The 18311-nt window shown below is 35.8% G+C and carries 18 protein-coding genes and 2 pseudogenes; 3 read left to right on the forward strand and 17 right to left on the reverse strand.

The features are described 5' to 3' along the window. Positions 1–167: 167 nt before the first annotated feature. From K9V48_RS10940 to K9V48_RS10950, 3 genes are all read right to left on the reverse strand, one after another. The gene (locus tag K9V48_RS10940; protein ID WP_224139040.1) at positions 168–476 is read right to left on the reverse strand and encodes an AzlD domain-containing protein; all 309 of its coding nucleotides are present in this window, start codon (positions 474–476) and stop codon (positions 168–170) included. After that, positions 469–1194, reverse strand: coding sequence for an AzlC family ABC transporter permease (locus tag K9V48_RS10945; RefSeq protein ID WP_224139041.1), 726 nt, complete (start codon positions 1192–1194; stop codon positions 469–471). The genes K9V48_RS10940 and K9V48_RS10945 overlap by 8 nt, the downstream gene beginning before the upstream one ends. Before the next feature lie 62 nt (positions 1195–1256). Next, complete coding sequence (locus K9V48_RS10950; RefSeq protein WP_224139042.1) at positions 1257–1808, reverse strand: helix-turn-helix domain-containing protein; 552 nt, start codon at positions 1806–1808, stop codon at positions 1257–1259. Between the two features lie 248 nt (positions 1809–2056). Here K9V48_RS10950 and nagA point away from each other — a divergent pair. Together nagA and nagB are read left to right on the forward strand one after the other, a co-directional pair. Continuing rightward, positions 2057–3248, forward strand: a pseudogene (nagA, locus tag K9V48_RS30155) (N-acetylglucosamine-6-phosphate deacetylase). Next, entirely contained in the window at positions 3235–3981 is a 747-nt protein-coding gene (gene nagB / locus K9V48_RS10960; RefSeq protein WP_224139043.1) for a glucosamine-6-phosphate deaminase, read from the forward strand. The pseudogene nagA and the gene nagB overlap by 14 nt, the downstream one beginning before the upstream one ends. A gap of 182 nt (positions 3982–4163) precedes the next feature. Here the strand turns inward: nagB and K9V48_RS10965 are convergent, their stop codons facing one another. From K9V48_RS10965 to K9V48_RS11030, 14 genes and pseudogenes are all read right to left on the reverse strand, one after another. Next, positions 4164–4958 (reverse strand): ABC transporter ATP-binding protein, encoded by a 795-nt coding sequence (locus tag K9V48_RS10965; protein WP_224139044.1) that lies wholly within the window; start codon positions 4956–4958, stop codon positions 4164–4166. 3 nt (positions 4959–4961) lie between these two features. After that, entirely contained in the window at positions 4962–5930 is a 969-nt protein-coding gene (locus K9V48_RS10970) for an ABC transporter permease (protein ID WP_224139045.1), read from the reverse strand. A 12-nt stretch (positions 5931–5942) separates the two neighbouring features. Continuing rightward, positions 5943–6950, reverse strand: coding sequence for an ABC transporter substrate-binding protein (locus tag K9V48_RS10975; RefSeq protein ID WP_224139046.1), 1008 nt, complete (start codon positions 6948–6950; stop codon positions 5943–5945). 489 nt (positions 6951–7439) lie between these two features. Beyond that, positions 7440–8210: an ATP-binding cassette domain-containing protein gene (locus tag K9V48_RS10980; protein ID WP_224139047.1), complete on the reverse strand. Its 771-nt coding sequence runs from the start codon at positions 8208–8210 to the stop codon at positions 7440–7442. A gap of 16 nt (positions 8211–8226) precedes the next feature. Beyond that, complete coding sequence (gene ssuC, locus K9V48_RS10985) at positions 8227–8985, reverse strand: aliphatic sulfonate ABC transporter permease SsuC (RefSeq protein WP_224139048.1); 759 nt, start codon at positions 8983–8985, stop codon at positions 8227–8229. 5 nt (positions 8986–8990) lie between these two features. Next, entirely contained in the window at positions 8991–10139 is a 1149-nt protein-coding gene (gene ssuD / locus K9V48_RS10990) for an FMNH2-dependent alkanesulfonate monooxygenase (protein WP_224139049.1), read from the reverse strand. Positions 10140–10154: 15 nt separating this feature from the next. Beyond that, positions 10155–11138, reverse strand: a complete 984-nt coding sequence (locus tag K9V48_RS10995) for a sulfonate ABC transporter substrate-binding protein (RefSeq protein WP_224139050.1) — start codon at positions 11136–11138, stop codon at positions 10155–10157. A gap of 605 nt (positions 11139–11743) precedes the next feature. Then, on the reverse strand, positions 11744–12085 hold the full coding sequence (locus K9V48_RS11000) for a hypothetical protein (protein WP_224139051.1): 342 nt from the start codon (positions 12083–12085) through the stop codon (positions 11744–11746). A 388-nt stretch (positions 12086–12473) separates the two neighbouring features. After that, a complete protein-coding gene (locus tag K9V48_RS11005) occupies positions 12474–13334 on the reverse strand; it encodes an amidohydrolase family protein (RefSeq protein ID WP_224139052.1) in 861 nt (286 codons plus the stop codon). 74 nt (positions 13335–13408) lie between these two features. Beyond that, a pseudogene (locus K9V48_RS11010) lies at positions 13409–13996 on the reverse strand (alpha/beta fold hydrolase). 186 nt (positions 13997–14182) lie between these two features. Then, positions 14183–15175, reverse strand: a complete 993-nt coding sequence (lplA, locus tag K9V48_RS11015) for a lipoate--protein ligase (protein ID WP_224139053.1) — start codon at positions 15173–15175, stop codon at positions 14183–14185. A 14-nt stretch (positions 15176–15189) separates the two neighbouring features. Continuing rightward, on the reverse strand, positions 15190–15927 hold the full coding sequence (locus K9V48_RS11020) for an MBL fold metallo-hydrolase (protein WP_224139054.1): 738 nt from the start codon (positions 15925–15927) through the stop codon (positions 15190–15192). Between the two features lie 159 nt (positions 15928–16086). Then, positions 16087–17160 (reverse strand): CopD family protein, encoded by a 1074-nt coding sequence (locus tag K9V48_RS11025; RefSeq protein ID WP_224139055.1) that lies wholly within the window; start codon positions 17158–17160, stop codon positions 16087–16089. Next, positions 17160–17723 carry a copper resistance CopC family protein gene (locus tag K9V48_RS11030; protein ID WP_224139056.1) on the reverse strand — a complete coding sequence of 188 codons (564 nt, stop codon included), beginning with the start codon at positions 17721–17723 and terminating at the stop codon, positions 17160–17162. The genes K9V48_RS11025 and K9V48_RS11030 overlap by 1 nt, the downstream gene beginning before the upstream one ends. 383 nt (positions 17724–18106) lie before the next feature. Between K9V48_RS11030 and yhfH the strand changes: the two genes are divergently transcribed. Further along, positions 18107–18241, forward strand: a complete 135-nt coding sequence (yhfH, locus tag K9V48_RS11035; RefSeq protein WP_224139057.1) for a protein YhfH — start codon at positions 18107–18109, stop codon at positions 18239–18241. Positions 18242–18311 lie beyond the last annotated feature (70 nt).

An 18311-nucleotide genomic window follows, 5' to 3' on the forward strand; every position in this document is an offset into this window, starting at 1 on the left:
CCCCCACTGATGGTTAGTTCGCACTTATCGGACCTTTACGGGCAGTTAATCTCCCACCTATCTTCTTTGTATTTGTACACTCAGAAGCCTGAGGTCGGAGTCTTACTGCCCGTTAAGAGTGGGATAATAAGGAACAGCTTACTACCTACCTTACATCCAAGCTTATTTTACGAAAAAAACATACTGTACAATACAAGCGTGCCAATTGAACCCATGACAACAAAAATAACATTTGCTCCTGTAAACGCAATAAGTGTAGCTGCAATTGCACCAACAATGCCAAACATGATATCATCACTGATCAGAAAAATGCCAGGTACAATTAAAGCCCCTAATGTTGCATACGGGACATTCTTTAATACATTTTGCACAAAAGCTGGCAGTTTCACTTGACTTAATGCGACAAGTGGAATCATCCGTGGAATATATGTAACAATTCCCATCCCTATTATCATGAACAAAATTGTTTTATCCATTCTGGTCCACCTCTTTTTCATATTTCGAATAGAAGAGTTCAACAATAACAGCAGATACCAATGTGGATAAAACGATTGACCAGCCAGTTGAGATCATTTGTGATGCATAAAAAAGCGAATTAATAATAGCTGCTACTACCGCTAAGTAAAGTACCTTTCGATGTTTTTTCAATGAAGGGATTAATAATCCAACAAACATTGCATATAAAGCAATTCCCATGCTTTCTTGGACAGTTGTCGGAAGACTTGCCCCGATTAAATATCCAATCCCAGAATTTACAACCCAACTCGCATACGAAATTAACATTAACCCAAACAAATACCCTGTATTTACTATCCCTTCTTTCGTTGAAGCGACAGCAAAGGTTTCATCCGTTAAACCAAATGAATAAAGAGCTTTTTTCCAGCCAGAGTCATCCTCAACTTTCTCATTTAATGAGGCAGACAATAAAAAATGACGGATGTTTACGATAAACGTTGTAAAAATGATTTCAATAACGCCTGTTCCTACTGCAATTAAACTTAAAGAGATATATTGTGCAGCACCTGCATATACGATTAAACTCATTAGCACAGTTTCTGAAAATACTAAACCAGTAGATTTAGCAAGGAGCCCGAACGTTAAGGCAACTGGTAAATAACCGATTGCGATACTGATTCCACTTTGAATTCCTTGAAGAAAACTAGATTGTTTTTTTACTAGAGTTGTTGTTGCCAACTTACTCTCTCCTTTTCATTGTTATGTCGATTTCCTTTTATCCTTAGATTTCCCAACACTTCTTACGAATAATAAATGAGTAAGTAAAAGCGCGTTGTTATTTCTGTATGATTTGCGTATGTATGTGACCCATCTGCTTGAAAACGCATGGACTCGCCCTTTTTTAACAAATATTCCTCACCATGAAGCGAAATCGTAAACTCTCCGTCACATACAAGGACATACTCTTCTACGCTACCGTGATGACGAGCGGACGTATGGACACATCCAGGCAAAATTTCAATATAATAAATCTCAAACTTTTTAGAGGTATCAAACGGAAAGTATGGATATACTTGAAACAGCTCATTATTTTCAGTTACTGCAGTCTTGTCTTTAAGCCGAACAACCGAAACATTCGGTTCCGTTTTCTCCACTAATGAGGAAAAGGAAACTTGCAATCCATTCGCAATTTTCCAAAGTGTATTAACAGATGGACTCGATTCCCCTTTTTCAATTTGAGAAAGCATCCCCTTGCTAACACCTGTTACATTCGCTAATTGATCATAGCTATACCCTCTAATTTTTCGGATATTCTTTAAATTCTGTGCTATTTGCTCGTGTATATTTTTCATTCATTTCCCCGATTCTGCCCGTTGTATGATATAGTATACATTTGTATATTATAACCAACAACTACATTTTTATTAAGCGAGACTTACCTTAGCTTTACGGGCAGTGCTTCTTTATTTCTCTCTGTATCCTAAGGTAGGGGGGTACTGTTGCTACAAATGAGATAAAATCAATGTGAAGCTAAACGATCTAACTACCGTTGGGTATTCTCAAACTATATGTTTGTCATAGAGGGAGTACAAGGCGATGAATTCATTATCAAAAAAAATCATTCTACTACAACGCAGAAAATCAAACGATAACTAATGGTTATATTAAAATAGTTAATGGAAAAATAATCGAAATCGGCCCCTTAACTCATCTTTCTAACCAATCAGATTTTCAGGTGATTAAACTACCTGATGGTTTTACGATGATACCTGGGATGATTGATATTCATATTCATGGAGCTAACGGTGCAGATACGGTGGATGCAACGAAAGAAGCTTTGAATGTAATGACCTCAACCTTACCTAAAGAAGGAACAACAAGCTTTTTAGCTACGACAATGACAGAAGATTCAAATGCGATTAAGAAAGCATTAATAAATGCATGCGAATATATTGAATCCTTTCAATTAGAGCCCAGGCAGAAATTCTAGGCGTTCATTTAGAAGGGCCCTTCATTCATAAAGACAAAGCTCGCGCACAACCAATTCAGCATATGTTAAATCCTAATTTAGACACCTTTAAAGAATGGCAAGCATTATCAGGTGGACATATTAAGGTCGTAACACTTGCCCTTGAGCTTCCAGGAGCGAATGAACTGATCCAACACTAAAAAAAGCAAAACATTGTTGCTTCAATCGGACATTCCGGGTCGACATATTCTCAAGCTTTACTAGCAATCGAAAATGGAGCTAGTCATGTTACCCATCTTTTTAACCAAATGACAGGCCTTCACCACCGTGATCCTGAAATTGTCGGAGCTGCTTTTCTAAATCATAACTTAATGGCAGAAATCATTGTAGATGGTATCCATGTGAGTCCAGAAATGGTTAATCTTACTTACAAACAAATTACAGATGAACGAATGATTTTAATAACTGATTCAATGAGAGCGAAATGGCTTAAAAATGGGGAATATGATCTTGGTGGCAAATGGTAACAGTGAAGGATGGTAAAGCATTATTAGATAAAGACACATTAGCTGGTAGTGTATTAAAAATGAAGGATGCCTTTAAAAACATTCAGAAATTTACAGATTGTGATATAAAAAGCGTCATAAAAATGGTATCAGAAAATCCGGCAAAACAATTAAATATATTTGATCGAAAAGGCAGCATTGCATTAGGTAAGGATGCAGATATTGTTGTCCTTGATAAACAAATGGAAGTATATATGACCTTATGTAAAGGGAAAATTGCATACAAAAAAGAGGAGGATAGCTATGAAGATTATTGAAGTTAAAAACTATCAAGAAATGAGTCAGACAGCTGCAAAGTATATTATTAATAAGGTTAAAAACTCACCAAAATTAACACTTGGTTTAGCAACAGGAGGCACACCTACAGGAGTTTATCAGCAATTAATTGAGGATTATAAACAAAATCACACGTCATATGCTCACGTCACTAGCTTTAATTTAGACGAATATATCGGACTAGCAAAGGACAATCCAAATAGTTATTATCATTACATGGTTGAAAATCTATTTAAGCATATCAATATTGCGCCGGAGCATACACATATCCCATCTGGAATGAATCTAGATTTACAGGCAGTGTGTAATGAGTATGAAAGCAAAATCCTTGAGCAAGGCGGGATTGATTTACAGCTATTAGGTATTGGAAGTAACGGACATATTGGATTTAACGAGCCTGGGACTTCATTTCAAGCAAAGACCCATGTAGTAGACTTGGCTCCATCAACAAGGGAAGCCAATGCTCGCTATTTTAACAAGATTGAAGAAGTTCCTACACAAGCCATTACGATGGGAATTCAAACAATATTTAAAAGCAAAGAGATCTTACTTCTGATTTCTGGAAAAGAAAAACAAGATGCCATGGCTAAACTGCTTAATGGTGACGTAACAGAAAGCTTCCCTGCATCTATTTTAAAACAACATCCAAATGCTACCGTCATTGCAGATGAAAAAGCGTTATTAGGTGTCAAGAATGTCAGTTTATTTAAGTAAAAAATCTTGATCCTCCGTTCATGGAGCTTGGCGAGTATTTTGACCAAGTTGGTCAGTAAAAAGAGGCGGCCTGAGAGTATCCACTTTCATAAGGCTCTTTTTTGAGGAATTTAGGTTAAATCCATATTATTTACGCGAAGTATTAAAAAAAGTGTCTGCCCCCAACGAGGGACAGACACCTTTTATATTAGTAACGTCTTATCAGATAAAGAGCTATCCGTTTTAATTTTAGAAAATTCCTCTAACAGAGATTTGACTGTTAAACCTTGCTTTTCTTCTCCCTCTGCTTCAAAGACAATATTTCCTTTGTCCATCATGATCAGTCGATTTCCGAGATCTACTGCTTGCTGCATATTATGAGTAATCATTAGAGTTGTGAGATTACCATTCTCAACAAGCTTTTTAGTTAGATTTGTTATGAGCTCGGCACGTGATGGATCAAGTGCTGCTGTATGCTCATCTAATAATAAAATATCAGGTTTAGTGAAGGTTGCCATTAATAATGAAAGAGCTTGTCGTTCCCCACCAGATAACAAACCTACTTTAGCAGTCAAACGATTTTCAAGGCCTAGACCTAGAAGCTCAAGCTGTTCCTTAAAAAATAGTCGGCGCTTTGACGAAACACCTGGCTTTAATGTACGCTTATGGACACGAGAATAAGCAATTGCTAGGTTTTCTTCAATCGTCAATGTTGGTGCCGTCCCAGCCATTGGATCTTGAAATACGCGGCCAATATATTTTGCGCGTTGATGCTCACGTACTCCATGCATCGACTTTTTCTTAATGAGGATCTCGCCCTCATCTGGAACAATCCGCCCAGCTATGACATTTAAGAGCGTTGATTTCCCTGCTCCATTACTACCAATAACTGTAACAAAGTCGCCTTCATTTAACGCTAATGATACTTGATTCAAAGCAATTTTTTCATCTACAGAACCTTCATTAAATACCTTGTAAATCTCTTTTAGTTGTAACATCACTTACACCCCTTTTCCTAAGCGTAAGCTTTTTTTCCGCTTACCCTTTTGCTTATCAACCATTTGCGGAATAATGAGTGCTGCGATGACAATACATGCAGTGATTAGTTTCATATCACCTGTTTCCAAGAAATTCACGCGAAGTGCCAATGCGACAATTAAGCGATAAATAATTGCACCGATGATGACAGCAATTGTGGCACGTACAATCGTCTTTTTACCAACCAATGCTTCCCCAATAATTACTGAAGCCAAGCCGACAACAATCAACCCAATTCCCATACCTACATCACTAAATCCATTGTACTGCGCAATAATAGCGCCGGAAAAAGCAACGAGAGCATTTGAAAGTCCAAGCCCAACGATTTTTAACATATCGGTATTCGCAGAAAAGCTTTTAATCATTGTCTGATTATCACCAACTGCTCTAATCGCAAGACCAACCTCGGTTTTTAGGAAATAGTCTAATAGATATTTGATGACTATAATCACTAGTAACATCGTTATGACAATCGACCATGTTTTAGGTACAAATCCTTCTAGACCAATTGACACGAAAAGCTGCTGGAGGGCAGCATCAATCCCAAGCTTATTCCAGCCCTCCAATAAATGAGTAAACACGGTTTCTTCTTGTAAAAGTGGTACATTTGCTTTCCCCATAATTCTAAGATTAATAGAATATAAAGCAATCTGCATAAGTATACCCGCTAATAGCGGGTTTATATTTCCTTTTGTATGCAACACCCCAGTAATACAGCCTGCCAAAAAGCCAATTACTAATGCAATTAAAGTGGCTATGAAAGGATTAACACCATTAACAATTAGAATGGCACTTGCTGCTGCACCAGTCACAAAGCTACCATCAACTGTTAAATCTGGGAAGTCTAAAATTCGAAATGTTAGGTATACTCCAAGAGCCATTATCGCATAGATTAATCCTGACTCTACTGATCCAAATACGGCTGTAAACATAAATTCTCACCTTTATTCAATAATTTCTGCTGCTTCTTTCCATTCTTCTTTAATCTCAATGCCCATGTCAGCTGCTGCTTTTGCGTTAATCTGCAGTTTTAGATTTTGTGGATATTGCACTGGAATCTCACTAACCTTTTTCTCACCTGTTAAAATACTAACGGCCATTTCTCCCGCTTCAAATCCGATATCATAGTAGTCAAATCCGTAGGCTGCAAAACCACCACGTTTAACTGAGTCTAATTCACCGACAAATAACGGAATATCTGAATCACTTGCAACGCCAATGACACTTTCAAGTGCTGAAACAACTGTGTTATCTGTAATAATATAGAGAGAATCTACCTGGCCTACTAATGATTCAGCAGCTTGTTTTACCTCTGCTGATGTTGAAACAGATGCTTCAACAACCTCTAAATCAGTACCTTCCATTGCCTTTTTAGCAAGGTTAATTTGTGCAACAGAGTTTTGTTCACCTGAGTTATAAATCATCCCTACTTTATTTCCATCAATATTTTCGGCAATGAATTTAACGGTATTCGGAATTGCATCCGGATGGTTATCCGTTGTTCCTGTAATGTTTGCGCCTGGTTCCTCAAAGCTTTTTACTAATCCACCACCAACTGGATCTGTTACAGATGTAAAGACAATCGGAATTTCACTTGTTGCATTTAATGCACTTTGAGCACTTGGTGTTGAGTTTGCAAAGATTAAATCAACACCATCGCCAGCAAAATTATTTGCAATTGTTTGGCTATTATTTTGATCACCTTGTGCGATTTGGACATCATATTCTACATCTAAGCCCTTTTCTTCTAACGCTGCCTGGAATCCTTCTAAAGCTGTATCAAGTGAAGGATGCTCAACAAGTTGATTTACACCTACTTTATATGTTTTTTCCCCTTCTGAACCTGAACCCTTATTAGCTTCATCTGAAGTACCTTCACTATTACCACAACCGGCTAATGCTACAAAACTAGCTAACATCATACTTGCTCCTAATTTCCAACCCTTTTTCATTTCTTTATCCCCCTTTTTATCGCTTTTACGCTTTTATGCTTCTACGCTTTTATTGATTAAATTATACAAGAAAATAAAATTAATTCAATATTATTCGAATATTTATCTTGTATTTTCTCTCCCTTCTTAAATCAAAACACTGATAGAATACGGTTATTTACGTTTACAACATTGTTATTTTATCGGATTTGCATTCTATCAAAATACTATCCTTGTAAAATATGGATTTATGCCCCGATAATGTAATTGTAACTGCCAAAATTCAGTTTGTAAACGATGTCATTTCAGTTGTGGTAAGATAACTTTCCTATACACTCACTCGCATGAAATGGTGATGCTTTATAACAAAAAGGAGTCCTCGATATACGATGGACTCCTTTTTGTTATATATATTTAGATCGTTTTGCTATGGCCACTTTAATACTATTTTCCACTGGGATGCATCTAAAAATGGATAACTTTCTGATCAAAACTTACTAGCTGTATGAATTATTTTGTAAGTGATAAATCTGCTACATGGTTTCTTTTTTCACCCATTATCCTATTCAAAATTTGACTGACTAATTTTGAATACAAAGGATTATCTCTTTGCCGCGGGTAAGGTAAACGAATCGGCAGATCTAACACAATTTCACCCGCTTCAACCAGGAGCACTCTATTTGCTAGAGCAACTGCTTCCTCCACATCGTGTGTAACAAGAATCGCAGTTAATTGCTTTTCTCTCCAAAGATTTTCTATTAATTCATGCATTTCAATTCTTGTTAAAGCGTCAAGAGCCCCTAGTGGTTCATCCAATAAAAGTAGTTGCGGTTCATGGATGAGAGCTCTCGCAAGTGCCACTCTTTGTTTTTGCCCACCAGATAATACAGATGGCCAATCTTGTGCACGTTCGGATAAACCGACCTGATCAAGTACTTTGGGAATCTGCTTCTTCTGCCAATCGAGCTTTAAGCCTAGCCCTACATTGTCATAAACCTTTTTCCACGGAAGAAGGCGACCATCTTGAAACATCATTTTTGCTAGTTTATTCCTGCCATTAAGTTCTTGACCGTTAACAGTCACACTTCCTGAACTTATTGCTTCTAGCCCAGCAATAATTCGCAATAATGTACTTTTCCCGCAACCACTTTTCCCTACAACCGCAATAAAATCTCCCTTATTAACTTGTAAATCTATTTTCCTTAAAACTTCCTTATTATCAAATGACTTACTGATATTTGAAAGCTTTAGAATCAGATCAGTTCCGCTTTCCTTTGCCATCAATTACACCTCCGAATCATTTTTGATGGCTTGGATGCCATTTTAAAAATCTTTTTTCTGCTACTTTTGCAGCTACATCAGATAGTTTTCCTAATAATGCATAGAGAATAATACTTAACACAACGACATCAAGTTGCATAAATTCTCTTGCGTTCATAGCCATATAGCCAATTCCAGAATTTGCAGCAATCGTTTCTGCTACAATTAACGTGACCCATGTGATTCCTAGGGCGTATCTAACTCCAACAAGAATTGAAGGTAGAGCTGCTGGAAATATAATATGCCAAAACAATGAAAATCCTTTTAGTTCATATACATGCGCCATTTCGATTAGAGATTTGTCTACAGACCGAATCCCGTGAAACGTATTTAAGTAAATCGGAAAAAAGGTACCTAAGGCTACAAGAAATAATTTTGCTTCTTCTTCTATTCCAAACCAAAGAATAACAATTGGTATCAAAGCCAAGTGTGGAATATTTCGAATCATTTGGATGGAAGTGTCGAGTAAACTTTCTGATATTTTTGAAAGTCCATTCACCAATCCTAAAATAAAGCCAATTCCTCCACCAATGACAAATCCCCAGAAAGCTCGTTTCGTACTTATCCACACATCAGATGGTAATTGCCCACTTTGTGTTAATTCTACAGCAGCCGTAAAAATATTCAGTGGATTAGGCAGCACTTTTGTAGATAGAATGCCAAGTGATGAAAATAACTGCCAAGACCCTATCAAAATAATTGGAATAACCCAAGGTAAAATTCGTTTATATATCATTTTCGCTACCTCGTTGCATTTAATTTCTTTGGTAATAGTCCGTTCGCAACAATTTCTCCAAATGGGCTAACAATATTTGATTGCTTAGAATCATTTATTGTCTCTTCTAAATTTAAATGAGGAAATAATAATTCGGACACACGGTATGCCTCTTCTAAATGAGGATAACCTGACAAAATGAATGATTCTATTCCAATTTCTTCGTATTCCTTCATACGTTTCGCAACAGTTTCCGGATCACCAACAAGAGCTGTACCGGCACCCCCTCTGACAAGACCAACACCAGCCCAAAGATTCGGACTAATTTCTAAATTTTCTGTTCTGCCATTGTGAAGTTCTGACATTCTTCTTTGTCCAACAGAGTCAAAACGCGAAAAAACCTTTTGTGATTCCGCAATCAAATCATCGTCCACATACTTAATTAAACGATTAGCAGCATCCCAAGCTTCTTGTTCAGTTTCTCTCACGATGACATGGAGACGGATTCCAAATCGTACCGTTCTTCCTCTTTCTGCTGCTAATTGCTTCACTTTCTTAATTTTTTCCTCTACTTGCTTAGGCGGTTCCCCCCATGTTAAATACACATCAACGTGATCGGCAGCAATTTGTTGCCCTATTTCTGAAGACCCTCCAAAATACAGTGGCGGGTATGGACTTTGAACAGGAGGATATAGTTGTTTTCCATCTGTTACAGTTAAATAGTTACCCGAATAATTTGATTCTCCATTTTCTAATAGTTCCTTCCAAATTGTTAGAAACTCATCTGTCAGTTCATAACGTTCCTGATGAGATAAATGCACCCCATCTCCAGCTAGCTCAACAGGGTCTCCACCAGTAACCACATTGATTAACAATCGCCCGTTAGATAATCTATCAAATGTTGCTGCCATTCTTGCAGCTTGAGACGGAGAAGTGATGCCAGGTCTAACTGCCACAAGAAATTTCATACGCGAAGTCAACGGGATTAATGATGATGCAACGACCCATGCATCTTCACAAGATCTTCCAGTAGGTAGCAAAGCCCCGGTAAAGCCTAAACTATCGACAGCCTGTGCGACTTGTTGTAAATAGGGTAAATTTACTGCTCTCCCCCCAGTTGTTACACCTAAATATCGTGAATCACCATGCGTCGGAATAAACCAAAAAACGTTCATTTTTTTCCTCTCCTTTTATTTTTCAGATTTTAATACAGCATCTTTCGTAGCAATTTCTTTAGGAATTAACTTCAGATCATAAAATTGATTTGCAATTTGTTGCTGATCACTAACGACTTCATTCGTGATCTTTTCGATTCCGTAAGCTCTTCTTTTTAGGACAACTTCTAATGTTTCTTTATCCATACCAATTTGCGGAGCTAAAAATTCTGCTGCCTCCAATTGATTTTCATTAACCCACTGTTCTGCTTTTTCAATTTCCTTATAAATAATGTCTAAAACATCAGAATGATCTTTTGCAAATTGTTCAGAGGCTAAGAAAAACTCTCTGTTATTGACTAAATCTGTCCCATCAACTAATATACGTGCACCCGTTTTTCTCTCAGCCTCTGCTAAAAATGGATCCCAAATCACCCATGCATCAACAGCACCTTTTTCAAATGCAGCCCTGGCATCTGCTGGTGGTAAGAAGACTGTTTCAATCTCTTCATATTGAACACCATATTTTTCTAAAGCTTTTACGAGTAAATAATGAACATTTGATCCTTTATTTAAAGCGATTTTCTTACCTTGTAAATCTTCAACACTATTAATGGAGGAACCCTTCGGAACAATGATCGCCTCCCCCCTTGGATTCGATGGCTCATTTGCATAATAGATCAACGGAGCATCAGCTGATTGAGCGAATATTGGGGGAGCCTCACCGGTATGACCGAAATCTAAGCTACCTACATTTAAAGCCTCTAACAGTTGTGGACCACCAGGAAACTCTGTCCATTTCACTGTGAATCCATGCGGCTCTAACTCCTTTTCCAATGTTTCTTGAGCTTTAAGAAAATTTAGCGTACCAAATTTTTGATAACCAATTTGAATCGTTTTTTGCTCATCTTTTGACGAAGCTTCTTCATTTGATGTTGAAGTGTTACATGCACTTAAAACAAATAAAAAAGTTAAAGATAATAATAGAATCCATGTTTTATTCTTTACATTAGTTAACAATTCCCTCTCCTCCAAACATGATTTGATTGACTGGCTGATCTTTTTTACTTTTGGTTTCATCCTTTGAACATATAGGTGTTAGCCTAAAAACAAATGCTTGTGATGTTTTTTCATGTGCTCACTCCCTTGGTTAATCCCTCACTTAACCAACTGATTTAGTGTGTTTAATAATCACAAAAAACAAAAAGAGATCCAACAAAGAGTATGGCCTAGGCTACTCTTTATTGAATCTCTGGTCGTCCAGTTGATTCATTTCATTTTTTAAATTTGACTATGTCTTAACGCAGATTATTTTATAAAATAATCTTAACAGAAATCTAAATAATCAGTCAATTGTTTTTTGATTATTCCTATGTATTTAATAAGAATTAAACATTAACCATTTACTATTTCCAACAACCTAAAAATGTAAAGTGACAATAAAGTTATTTAATTTTAAAACCTCAAACAAGCATAGCCCCTTACTAAATTAGGACGGGGTTAAAATATAGTTGTTTAATTTTTGATGTAAATGCTTCTATGCACTTAAAAATATAACAATAAAGTCATTTAAACCTAAGCGTTCTACCACAATCGCGCCCTTTAGCTGAAGAAGGAGTTACCTTTTATTTCCCGTTTAATTGCTTTAACCACTCTATAAACCAATCTTGAGGTAACTTTACTTTTGAGAGGTCTAAGTTCTGCAATTCTTCTAATGAGTAAGTATTCACCAAAAATAAATCCCATTGACATTCAATATCTTGTGCTATCCCAAACGCTATGTTATCAAATTCATTCAATTCTTCAGTCTCATCATCGTCGAAAGCCATTGTGAGGTTATCACACCACTTCGCGAACTCATATTGTGAGAATTTATTTTCTTTTCTACATATGATATTTAACAATTCCTTTAAGTTTTCAAATGAATGCGGAAGGTCAATCGAGGTTTCATTCCAGTTCCAATTCATATAAACATCCCCTATTATCAACTGTAATTACTTACTACACTTGTTCAACTAAACTGCATCCATTAATTTAAGAGAAACCTTCACAATCTCATCTAAACTTTAACATAGACATCCAATTTTCTTAAAGGGTATTGCTCCACAATCTGGCCCTAAAATGAAAATAAGCGCTATTCCTTTTTTGCAGGAAAGCGCCCTATTCTTGAATATCCAGTAGAAAACATCCTTCTTTTATTCAAGAAAGGCGCCTGATTATAATATAAGGGTAGCCAAAATATTTATCCAAGAGCTAAATTTTTAAAAACCTAATAATAACGAGTAAATTTATATTATTCATGACTTCACATATTCTTAAATAATCTTTTAACTGATCTGTTAATAGAGTTTTGATTTAATCAATCAATCCTAAAAAGTTTTTTCCAAGTATATATTCCTTTTGGTTATCAGGAATTTGAAGTAAATCAATCCAACTTTTCTTTGCCGAATAGTCATATTTATTAAATTTTTTCATTCCATATGGTCCGTCGCAACCATAAAGAACTTTACGATATCCTAAAGATTCCACTGCCTTTTTTACAATAGATGGATTAAGATAATCACTTGATGTGTCAACAAATACATTTGGTTGATCCTTAATGTATTTCCATAGTTTTTTCCAAAAAGGAAGACCCGCGTGAGCATAAATCAATTTAAGTTTAGGGTAATTTTCAGGTAAATATTTATAGGATTCTGGTTCTGAAGATAGATGAATAATCATAGGTATGCCTTTTGATTCACACATAGCCGCAACTGGATCGAGTGCCTTAATACTATATTCATGCATGAACGGATGAGCTTTCACTCCAATAAAACTAGGTTTATTAAGATATAATTCTACCTCTTCTACTGATACAGGAATCATTGGATTCACAGCTACCCAGCCTAGAAACCGGTCTGGAAATCTATCAATTGCAGTAGCAACAATATCATTGCTCGGCTTGGTAAAAATCTTGTATGAATTGCCATAAAGTTTCAAATAGCCACCTTTTACTAGACCATCATAAATTTTGAGCCCAATTTGAGGTGCATTTAGTATTAGGCAACGGAATAAGTGTTGTAAATTTTGTTGAAAAGTGCTATCCAATTCAAACATTGTTTCGTTCATGGGGGCGATTAGTGCTGTTTTAGTTATATCATTTTTATCCATACCCTCTATCATTTTTTCTAGAGTCAGCATTGTTTCATCCACATGAAAATGGCAATCAACAATCATTTTAATCCTCCCTTCGAATTACTATCTTATTTGTATTATCAAACCACTAAATTGTATCTCCCGTCTAGCAGAGTTCAACTAATTACTTTCCTTTCTTTTGGTATACTCCCTTCATATATCCATGCTTCAATCATATGATTAAAGAAGTCAGGCTTTGCCAAAGGAATTCCATGGCCAAAGTTAGATATAATCACCCCTTTACAATTCGGGTTACTTTCTACTATATCAATTGACGACTTTTTCATCACAGCTTTTTCTCTTTCTCCTACAGTAACTAGTATCTTTCCATTTGCTTTTTTTAAATGGTCAGGTATTTCAAATAACATGTTCTCTTCTAATATTCTAACAAGAGTATCTGATTTCATTTGACAACTATCTTTATATTATTTTTCAAAATAGTCTTTATGTACATATAGTGTTTTTGCTTGAACTTTTGAAAATGACTTATTTTTAGTTAATGGAAATGTTAATCTAATAGAGGGTCTAATCAACTTTTTTGCAAATGAAATTGGTCTCACTCTGGCAAACCTGGAACAACGCAATGGTAATGGGTGAAATTATTGAATTTGCTTATCCCACATCCAACCACTCACTCCTCCGCCATGTAAAAATAGCATCAATGAAGCATTCTTATCTCCATATTCTTGATAGTTCAAAACCAAACAAATCACCTTTCTTTTTATATAATCATTTTATCGTTTTTTGTTAAATACCGGATATTTTTTTTCAATTAAATGGCCCGATTGTTGAATAGCATGACGGGCGTTTTTTAAACAACTTTATTATCATGAAACCAAAAATACTTGACGATCATTCAGCTCATCGTCAAGTATTTTTGGTTTATTTCTTTAATAAAGAAGATTTATAAAATCTGCCTTTTCAATATTTCCGAAGTATTTCTTCACATTTATTTCATTAAGTGCTTTTTCAAGCTCTTCCTTTTCATAACGAGTCCCAAGCAAAGCTTGTTCAACCTCTTCTACATCGCCAACTCCAAAAAAGTCGCCATATATTTTACAATTATGAATGCTGCCTTTTTGGACCTCAAGACGCACATCAATTTGACCAACTGGGAATCGATGTGAATGCTGGTAGTTGAATTTTGGTGATTTCCCATAATTCCAATCCCAATTTTGGTAGCGTTCCTGCGAGATTTCATTGATTTTTTTCCAGTCGTCCTCTTTCAGTTCATAGGTTGGGATCGGTTCGGTGCCATCGAAGATATTATGAAGCAATAATTCTCTAAATTGTTCAATCGTGATTTTTTCTTCTAAGTATTCACTAATATTCGCAACACGACTTCTAACTGATTTAATCCCTTTTGATTCAATTTTGTCTTTTTTAACTTTTAAAGCTGAAACAACACTGTCAATCTCTGAGTCAAATAACAATGTCCCATGTGAAAACATTCGCCCTCTTGTAGAAAATTGGGCATTTCCTGAAATCTTTCGGCCGTCACTTGTCATAATATCATTTCTTCCACTCATCTCGGCTTTCACTCCAAGCTTTCCGAGTGCTTGAACAACTGGCTCTGTGAATTTCTTAAAGTTGTGAAAGCTTTCCCCATCATCCTTCGTAATAAAACTGAAATTCAAATTCCCTTTATCGTGGTAAACAGCACCACCACCGGAAAGTCTTCTCACAACATGAATATTTTGTTCTTCAACATAAGCAGTATTTATCTCTTCAATTGTGTTTTGATTTTTACCGATGATAATCGATGGTTCATTTATGTAAAATAATAAATAAGATTCGCTTGAATCTAAATACTTAAGTGCATATTCTTCAATCGCCAAGTTCATTCTTGGGTCTGTTATTCCTTTATTATCAATAAAAAGCATGTAAATTCCTCCAATTAATGATTGCTCCACGCATATCCTGAACTCGCAAGGACAACCTGTCCTTCGAATTCCTGTGCGGCTTCTTTGACTAAATTTTCGTGATCCCCGTAATGTGGTAAATGCGTTAATAACAGTTGTTTTACCTCAGCATGCTGAGCAATACGTGCCGCTTCCTTGCTATTCATATGTCCAGCATTTGTTCCATCCTGATTACCATAAAAGCTCGATTCAGCGATAAGAAGATCTGCTCCTTTTGAAAAAGGAATAAATTCCTCTTGAAAGCTTGAATCAGCAGTATAAATAATTGTTGAACGCTGATCTGATATCCTCATAGCAAAGCATGGAGCAGGATGGATCGTGCGTAAAAATGTAATAGTAAATGGTCCAATTGTTAAGGTTTGATTAGGGTCATACTCGATTCCTTTTGTTGCCTCTTTATAGGATAGCTTGTTAAAAGCTTCTTGATCTATGCCATGACCATAGATTGGCAAAGCCTTTTTTACACCTTTCAAAATCGATGTAACATAGCATCCATATTGTAAAGGTCCAATATCGGCAATATGATCATGATGATAATGAGATAAAATAACGGCATCCAATTCGTCTAGCTCAATCGTCTCCTGAAGCTTTGACAAAACAGCACTACCACAATCAACTAATAATCGAAAGCCCTTTGATTCTAGTAAATAACCTGATGTGGCTTCATTCGCTGCTGGAAAACCACCCCAAAACCCGATAACCTTTAGTTTCATGAACTCTTCATCCTTTCGAATTCTCCATTTCCTGCACTTTTAAACTATCTCCATTATACAAAATAAATATGTCGTATTCTAGAAAAGCGCTGGAGAAAAACATTAGACAAAAAAAGAAGCTAGTACCCAACTAACTTCTTCCATCAAAATTCAATTCCATTACAAGCTTGGCGTAATCGAAAGCAATAACGCCAAAAATATTACCAAGACTAACACTAAACTTAAAACTAAGAATAAATATGGATTTCTTCCTGTAATAAAAGTTATTAACTGAACAATTAGTAAGACAACGGCTAGAACAAATAATGGAATAGAATTTGAGGTTCCTTGTAAAGCTACAGACATTTCTGGTACCCATGCACCTTGATAAAACTTTTCGAATAAAGGTGAAATTCCCCCGTGTTCAATTGTTTCTGCCACAATATAAGGTGGAGATGAATTAGTCATAAAGCCAGTTATAATTAAAACAATTACGATGATGATCGCTTCCGCTCTAAGCCAGCCCAACTTCATGTCCTTTTTCAACAGAAAACCATTTATACAACCAAATAGGATAATCACAAAGTAAAGTAAGTGCTTCAGCAAAAGAGCTTCACCATATGGCAATAACCACGAGCTTTGATATTCAGGAACAGTATATTTCATCATCACTAGCCCTGAGACTGCGATGATTACGATTGCTATGATCGATAAAGGTGTGAACCAAGATCGAAATGTTTTCCAATTTTCTTTCTTAATTGAAAAAAAGCTAATCACAATAAGAACGCCAAACCAAACAGCCATTAAGAAGAAATGAAGAGTTTGTGAGAGAAGCCCTATTGTTTTACTATGCGATGCTATATGACCGCTCAAGCTTACAAGGATAATCAAAAAGAACGTAACGCCTAGCCCAATGATGCTATTTACTCGATCTAACGGAACAAAATACAAAAATAGAGATAGAACAATTGAAATCAGGAAAGTTATTAACCAAACTCTTCCAGAATCTGTCGTAAGGATCAGTGTATGAACTAATGTTAAGAAATCCCTTTTCCCATAAAAGAAAACAAATAACTGGAGAAGTGGGCCAAATGAAAGAATTCCAATTAATAATGCCAAAAAACTTATTAATCTTTTGGGCATTTTTATTTCTGGCTTATAGCCATTGGGAATTGCATGCAATAGAAGTGCTCCAACTACAATGGCAAAACAGATGTAGAGAAGCGTATCTATCACAGTTGTTACCAAAATCATTATTTTTTCTTCCTTCTAGCAATAAGTACAAATAATAAAATGACGATTATGACAGCACCAATTAATAATACACCTACATTACCTTGACTTTCGTCCGTTTTTGTTTCTGTCTTTGAATTCAAGCCATTTTCTACTTGATCACTCGTTGATTCTTGATCTGTTATTTCGTCTTGATTCGTATCTGCTTCCTCAAGAGGAGTTTCTTGCTCAACTTCTTCCACATTTACAGTAAAAGAATATTCACCTGAGACAGGATGACTGTCAGCACTAATGATATCCCACTTTACCTTATATTCCCCATTTGAAAGTGGTTGTTCGAAATAAACATTAAGGATATTATCATGAATTTCAATGCTTTTTACAGGTGTTTCTTGGCCACTTTCGTCAATTACTGTGACAATGCTTCCTTGTTGAATAGATGAATTAAAGTTTAACTCAATACTATCTAGCTTTTCTATCACTTCTGAGCCTTCCGCTGGATTGGAGGATTCTAATCCTGTGTGAGCAAATACCAAAGTAGGTACAAGCATCAGGATTGCAAATAAAAACATCATTTTTTTCATTTCATTTCACCTCATACATTTTCATGGTTATCTCTCTATACGAAAAAACGTCCCTGCTCGGGAATTTCTCTCAAATAAACCTTTTTTATGTTAGTCTTTTCGAAACTTTACCAGCAGTTTATTTGCGATTAAACCTTTAAGAGGTACCTACAACATTCTAGTTTTCATTTATAGTATAGTCAACAAGTAGGAATTTCTGTCATGGAAATGTCAATAGGACGTGAACTTTATATGACCATCCACTAAAAAGTGGGTAACTTATTCTTTCAATTTAAAATACAAATTTTTTTCAATCTAACCACCAGTTGTTACAAAACAACTGTTGACATATACCATCTGTTATAATACAATAAAAACAATAAATGACATGGAGGCGATTCCAAATGATCATGAAAATTAATGACTTTTTTAGAAACTTGCCAAAAAAACAGTGCAAAGAGTGTGGAAATGAAATTGAAGAGCAACATGAGTGCTATGGCAACACATGCGATGAGTGCCAACATGTAACAGATATTTAAAAATCATTGATAATTTACGTTCTGTACTATTACACATAATTCCCATTAAAACTTTTCTTCACACAAAAAG

This window comes from Metabacillus rhizolycopersici, from assembly GCF_020075705.1.

Bases quoted from the DNA above. Each gene is read 5' to 3' on its own strand.
- K9V48_RS11000 (WP_224139051.1), bottom strand. From the start codon at position 12,085: ATGAATTGGAACTGGAATGAAACCTCGATTGACCTTCCGCATTCATTT.
- K9V48_RS11020 (WP_224139054.1), bottom strand. From the start codon at position 15,927: ATGAAACTAAAGGTTATCGGGTTTTGGGGTGGTTTTCCAGCAGCGAAT.
- K9V48_RS10975 (WP_224139046.1), bottom strand. From the start codon at position 6,950: ATGAAAAAGGGTTGGAAATTAGGAGCAAGTATGATGTTAGCTAGTTTT.
- K9V48_RS10965 (WP_224139044.1), bottom strand. From the start codon at position 4,958: ATGTTACAACTAAAAGAGATTTACAAGGTATTTAATGAAGGTTCTGTA.
- K9V48_RS11025 (WP_224139055.1), bottom strand. From the start codon at position 17,160: ATGATTTTGGTAACAACTGTGATAGATACGCTTCTCTACATCTGTTTT.
- K9V48_RS11030 (WP_224139056.1), bottom strand. From the start codon at position 17,723: ATGAAAAAAATGATGTTTTTATTTGCAATCCTGATGCTTGTACCTACT.
- K9V48_RS10940 (WP_224139040.1), bottom strand. From the start codon at position 476: ATGGATAAAACAATTTTGTTCATGATAATAGGGATGGGAATTGTTACA.
- ssuC (WP_224139048.1), bottom strand. From the start codon at position 8,985: ATGATATATAAACGAATTTTACCTTGGGTTATTCCAATTATTTTGATA.
- nagB (WP_224139043.1), top strand. From the start codon at position 3,235: ATGAAGATTATTGAAGTTAAAAACTATCAAGAAATGAGTCAGACAGCT.
- yhfH (WP_224139057.1), top strand. From the start codon at position 18,107: ATGATCATGAAAATTAATGACTTTTTTAGAAACTTGCCAAAAAAACAG.
- lplA (WP_224139053.1), bottom strand. From the start codon at position 15,175: ATGCTTTTTATTGATAATAAAGGAATAACAGACCCAAGAATGAACTTG.
- K9V48_RS11005 (WP_224139052.1), bottom strand. From the start codon at position 13,334: ATGATTGTTGATTGCCATTTTCATGTGGATGAAACAATGCTGACTCTA.
- K9V48_RS10980 (WP_224139047.1), bottom strand. From the start codon at position 8,210: ATGGCAAAGGAAAGCGGAACTGATCTGATTCTAAAGCTTTCAAATATC.
- K9V48_RS10950 (WP_224139042.1), bottom strand. From the start codon at position 1,808: ATGAAAAATATACACGAGCAAATAGCACAGAATTTAAAGAATATCCGA.
- ssuD (WP_224139049.1), bottom strand. From the start codon at position 10,139: ATGAACGTTTTTTGGTTTATTCCGACGCATGGTGATTCACGATATTTA.
- K9V48_RS10970 (WP_224139045.1), bottom strand. From the start codon at position 5,930: ATGTTTACAGCCGTATTTGGATCAGTAGAGTCAGGATTAATCTATGCG.